Origin of the sequence: Paraburkholderia panacisoli (assembly GCF_008369935.1) — a bacterium.
GTDB classification, from domain to species: domain Bacteria; phylum Pseudomonadota; class Gammaproteobacteria; order Burkholderiales; family Burkholderiaceae; genus Paraburkholderia; species Paraburkholderia panacisoli.
Map to the genome: position 1 here is coordinate 1 of NZ_VTUZ01000109.1, position 5,838 is coordinate 5,838.

Genomic DNA, 5,838 nt, shown 5'->3' on the forward strand with positions numbered 1-5,838 from the left:
AGACTGGAACACGATACGACGAAAGTGTCTATCTGAACGCATTGAGGAAGCGAGGCTCGCCCCTTCTTGCAAACCTCACGCCTCCCCCTCTAAAAACTTGACGGACTGACTCAGGGCGTGAAAGGGACCTTCGACGGTACGCCGTGCAATTGGCAAGTTCCAGGGTTGACCGGTCGTTAACCCGACGCGTGACAACGCACCTGCAGCGCTGCGTGAAGGCATGGCGATCAAACCGTGCCGGTGAACGGTGACCAAGATACTCGGCGGCGCCGTCATCGCAAAACGATCGGACAGTGACAATTACCCGGGAATAGCATCATCCCGTGAGGCAACACGCGGGCCCAGATGATCGGCGCAGCGCACATTTCCGGACTATGTGGATAGATCGCTTGTTTGCAACTTAATGGCCGAAATAGAGCGACCTCGCTTGGGCCTGAGCTGGAACGCTTGCCGATGTGCCGGACAATGAGGCCCCGCTCTCGACGCCACCATAACCGCTGGCTGTCGCATGTTCAGCGGCAACGCGCGCTTCCGCCGCCTGGATGGCACGGGGATAATGGATGTGGTCGTTTTCCACGTGATAGCCGGCTCGCTCGAGTTCAATGAGTTCGGCACGGACCTGTGCGCGCGTGACAGGCGCGTTCGACTGCGCAAAGGAAAGAGCAGGCGCACTCAACGCCGTAGCAACAACAGCAGCTTGAATCAGGGATCTCATGATAATTAGCTCCAGAAGTGGTGAAGTCCGTTGCAACGAATCGCGCGTCGAAGTGGCACATGCAAGTTCGTTGGCAAGACCAGAATAGGTAGGAGGGCGTCGGGTGGCACGACGATAGGCCGAATGAATCCCGAAAATTCCCCGAAAGTGGCAGCGACGACGGCCACTGGCGACTCCGCGGCGGTGGCGAGCGTGTTGCACTACCCTGGATTCGAGGTCGACATCGCTCGCGGCGAGTTGCGCGTCGCCGGGCGGGCGGTCGCGCTCAGACCCAAGACCTTTGCACTGTTGACGTACGTGACGCAGCATCCGGGTCGGCTGCTGGCGAGAGATGAACTTATCCAGGCGGTGTGGCGCGACGTCATCGTGACCGACGACTCGCTGGTGCAGTGCATCAGCGAACTGCGCTCGGCGTTGGGCGATCACCGACAGCAGGTGATCCGGACCTTGCCCCACCGCGGCTACATGCTCGAACTTCGGCCCGTCATACCGACTGCGCCTCGCGAAGCCGCTGCAATCGACTCGGGGTCGCCTGTGCCATCATCAGAAAGCCGTGCCCCGCCTCAACCCGACGGGGATCAGCGCTATGTGCGCTGCACAAGATGCGGGCGCGAGAATGCCGTCGGAGCCAGTTTCTGCGAACAATGCGGATCCAGGCTGACACGCATGTGCCCGAACTGTGGCCACGAACTGAGCCCGAGCGCGCAGTTCTGCCGCGCGTGCGGTGCGCCCGTGGACCCCTCGCCGCCCCCCGTTCATTACACCCCGCCTCATCTGGCCGAGCGCATCCTGGCCGAGCAGGCGGCCCTGGACGCGCGGGGAGCAACCGCCGGTGAACGCAAGACCATTACCGTGCTGTTTGCCGACCTGGTCGACTCGACAGCATTGCTCCACGACCTGGATCCCGAAGAGGCTTACCGCCTGATCGCCCCCGTCATAGAGCTGATGATGGAGTCCGTGCACCACTACGAGGGCTACGTGGCGAAGTCCCTGGGCGACGGAATCCTCGCGCTGTTCGGTGCTCCCATCGCTCACGAGGACCACCCCCAGCGGGCGTTGTATGCGGCGCTGCGCATGCAGGATGGGATGCGCCGCCACAGTGACCGGACCCGTCTCGAGCAGGGCATTGCGCCGCAGGTCCGGGTAGGTATTCACACCGGCGAGGTGGTGGTGCGCTCGATCCGCAAGGACGACCTGCGCACGGACTATGATCCGGTGGGGTACACGATCCATATCGCCTCCCGCATGCAGACGATCGCCGCGCCGTCGTCGATCCTTGTGAGCGAGCGCACCCACAAGGTCGCGGAAGGATATTTCGAGTTCAGGGCCATGGGGGACGCCCAGGTCAAGGGCATCCCCGAGCCACTGGCCGTCTATGAGGTACTGGGTCTCGGTGCACTGCGAACCCGCCTGCAAGTGGCGCAGCGGCGAGGCCTGGCGCGGTTCGTGGGCCGTCAGGCCGAGCTGGAGCAGTTACATCGGGCACTGGAACAAGCCACGGCAGGACGCGGACAGATGGTCGCGGTGGTGGGCGAGGCCGGGGTCGGGAAGTCGCGGCTGCTCCTCGAGTTCAAGGAACGCTCGCGGCGCGGCTGTCTGGTGCTGGAGACCTTCTCGGTGTCGCATGGCAAAGCCTTTGCCTATCTGCCGCTAATCGAGCTCTTGAGAAACTATTTCCAGATTACCGCTCAGGACGACGAGCAACGGTGCCGCCAGAAGGTCACCGATCAGGTGCTGGCGCTAGAGCGCGGCTTGGAAGGCCTCTTGCCCTATCTGCTGTATCTGCTCGGGATCAGCGAGTCCGGATCGTCGCTGGCGGACATGGACCCCCAGATCCGACGCGGTCGCACGTTCGAGGCGATCACGCGCCTGCTGGTACGCGAAAGCCTCAACCAGCCGATCGAACTCTTGTTCGAGGACCTGCAATGGTTGGATGCCGAAACCGAGGCATTCCTCGTGTTCTTTATCGAACGGCTGGCGAGCGCCCGGATCCTCGTCCTGGTGAACTACCGGCCCGAGTATCAGCATGGCTGGGGCCACAAAAGCTACTACACCCAGTTGCGGGTCGATCCGCTGGGCCAGGTCGAAGCACAGGGTCTGCTGAGCGCCTTGCTGGGGCACGATTCCGGATTGACGCCCCTCAAGCAGCTCATTCTGGAGAAGACCGAAGGCAATCCCTTCTTCATTGAGGAGGTCGTCAAGACCCTGGCTGAGGAGAAAGTACTGCTCGGCGAACCAGGAAATTACCGCATCGAGAAGACGCCCACGGCGCTGCATGTCCCGAGCACCGTACAGTGCGTACTCGCGGCGCGCATGGATCGGCTACCCACCGCGGAGAAGGCGTTGCTGCAGACTCTAGCCGTCGTCGGCAAGGAGTTTCCCTGGAGTCTGATCCAGGCGGTAGTCCAGCAGCCAGAGGACGAGTTACGCCGCCTGCTGTCCCACCTGCAGGCCGCCGAGTTTGTGTACGAACGGCCAACATTCCCGGAGGTGGAATATACGTTCAAACATGCCCTTACGCAGGAGGTCGCGGGCAGTTCCCTGCTAGCCGAACAGCGCAGCGTACTGCATGAACGCACGGCGCAGTCCATCGAGGCGTTGTATCCCACCCGGCTCAAGGACTATTGGAGCGAACTGGCACATCACTACAGTGCGAGCGGCAACATCCCGAAGGCCGTGCAATACCTGCACAGTACGGGGCAACAGGCCATCCAGCGGTCAGCGAATCCCGAAGCGATCCGGCACCTGGGCGCGGCGCTGGTCTTGCTAAAGCGCTTGCCCGATATGCCCGAACGGGCCCGTCAGGAACTCACCCTGCAGCTCACGCTCGGTCCGGCCTTGATTGCAACCCGAGGTTACGGGGCGTCGGAGGTGGAGGCGACCTATACTCGCGCGCTCAGCTTGTGCGAACAGGCTGGCGAAACACCACAGCGCTTCTCCGTGCAGGTGGGACTGCGGGCGTTTTACCAATTGCGTGCCCGGTACGAGACGGCAAAAGAGCTGGGCGAGCTGCTACTCACGCAGGCCGAGCACGCGCAAGACCCGGTACTCCTGGTCGAGGCTCATCGCGCACTGGGAACGACATTGTTCCGTCTAGGCGAGTCCGGCATCGCCCGTGCCCATTTAGAGCAGGTGCTTGCCCTCTACGACCCTGAACACCGGCATGCTTATGCCTTTGTTTACGGTATGGATCCGGGGATACGTTGCCTAAACATCCTGGCTTTGAACCTGTGGTGTCTGGGTTATCCCGAACACGCCAATAAGCGAAGCCAGGAGGCGCTTGCCCTGGCCCGGAAAATGTCTCATCCCCTTAGCCTGGCCCAGTGCCTGGTCTCCAGAGCCGAACTCCACCAATTACAGGGTCAGCCGCGATTGACCTTGGAGTTCGCCGAGGCCGCCATCGCGCTTTCTTCCGAGCAGGGGTTTTCGTTCTATTCGGCGTTGGGCACCATCCTTCGGGGATCGGCGATGACCGAGCTTGGGAGCAGCGACGAGGGTACCGCGCAGATTCGCCAGGGCCTGACCGCTTATCGGGCCACAGGGGCAGAGCTGGGACGCTCGTACTTTCTGGCTCTCCTGGCCTCAGCCTATGGAAACTCCCGGCAAGTTCATGCCGGGTTGGGCGTGCTGGCCGAGGCGCTGACCATGGTCGAAAAGTCGGGGGAGCGTTACTACGAAGCTGAGTTGCATCGGCTCGAGGGCGAGTTGATGCTTCAGGGGGCGAGCATCCAAACCGGTGGCTCCGCGAATGCCGAAGAGGCAGAAATGTGTTTTCACAAGGCCATCGCAGTAGCGCACCGCCAAGACGCCAAGTCGCTCGAGCTGCGCGCGATGTTGAGCCTCGCGCGCCTATGGCAACGACAGGGCAAGACGGCGGCAGCCCGGCAGGGGCTTTCGGAGATCCACGACGCCTTCACAGAGGGCTTCGAGACGGCTGACCTGCGGCAGGCCAAGGTGCTGCTCGATGAGTTGTCTGGGTGAAGTTTCCTGTGTCGATGGCGGTGGTGCTTGAACCTCGCCCCGTCCTGTTTGTCGCGCGTATATCTCATCAAGTTCGTCGCGCCATACAGGACATTTCCTATAACGATTAATTTAGGCGCGCTTCGCGAAATGTCAGTTCGTTGCCACATTGGCGCGACCGACTTGGCGAACAACGCACGCACTGATCAGCTCGGCGAATGTCTGCTGTCGTGAGTCGAGCTGACATTTGAGAGTCTGTGTGAAAGCGCTCGCAAATGGCTGGTTTTGGCCGAGAGCACCAATTCGGCGAACGCCCTCCAGAGCGGACGTTGGAGTCATCAACCGCGGCTTTCCGGCAGGCTGGGTGAATGCGTACTTCCGGCCAGTTCCCGTCATTGCTCTACCTGAGCAAATGAACGCTCATATGGCCGATGCGCTTCGGCAGCTGACATTCGCCTCTTACTGTTGCCCCGAACGGGGCGGCCGGCTGCATACCGCCATCGGAGCTTCCGCTAGAGAGATGGACAAACGCAAGGGATCTCACGCTTTATGCCCCATACAATCGGGACTACCCGTCCGGTAGCCGCCACGACCTTCGTCTCTTGCACGAAAGGGCGGCTGAAAACAACGCGGCCGATTACCTTGAGCCGCCCGCGCCATAACCGCCTCCGCCGTGACCGCCTGCGCCTGAACCGCCTGCGCCCGCACCACCTGCTCCCGCACCGCCTGCGCCCGAACCACCTGCTCCCGTACCGCCTGCGCCCGTACCGCCTGCGCCCGTACCGCCTGCGCCCGAACTGCCTGCGCCGTGACCGCCTGCGCCCGAACCGCCGGCGCCCGCACCACCTGCGCCCGCACCACCTGCACCCGCACCGCCTGCGCCCGCACCGCCTGCGCCCGCACCACCTGCGCCCGAACTGCCGCCTGCGCCCGCACCGCCTGCGCCCGAACTGCCTGCGCCGTGACCGCCTGCGCCCGAACCGCCGGCGCCCGCACCACCTGCGCCCGCACCACCTGCACCCGCACCGCCTGCGCCCGCACCACCTGCACCCGCACCGCCTGCGCCCGCACCGCCTGCGCCCGCACCACCTGCGCCCGAACTGCCGCCTGCGCCCGCACCGCCTGCGCCCGCACCACCTGCGCCCGAACTGCCTGCGCCGTGA

The 5,838-nt window shown here is 63.3% G+C and carries 3 protein-coding genes; 1 reads left to right on the forward strand and 2 read right to left on the reverse strand.

Going from position 1 to position 5,838, the window contains the following annotated elements:
• Positions 1-400: 400 nt before the first annotated feature.
• Positions 401-715 carry a DUF4148 domain-containing protein gene (locus FVF58_RS50600; protein WP_149676928.1) on the reverse strand — a complete coding sequence of 105 codons (315 nt, stop codon included), beginning with the start codon at positions 713-715 and terminating at the stop codon, positions 401-403.
• Positions 716-838: 123 nt separating this feature from the next.
• Between FVF58_RS50600 and FVF58_RS50605 the strand changes: the two genes are divergently transcribed.
• The gene (locus FVF58_RS50605) at positions 839-4,696 is read left to right on the forward strand and encodes an AAA family ATPase (RefSeq protein WP_149676929.1); all 3,858 of its coding nucleotides are present in this window, start codon (positions 839-841) and stop codon (positions 4,694-4,696) included.
• Positions 4,697-5,215: 519 nt separating this feature from the next.
• On the opposite strand, the gene FVF58_RS52230 is transcribed toward FVF58_RS50605, so the two are convergent.
• The coding region (locus tag FVF58_RS52230; RefSeq protein ID WP_188131234.1) for a hypothetical protein at positions 5,216-5,838 on the reverse strand (623 nt) is incomplete at its 5' end.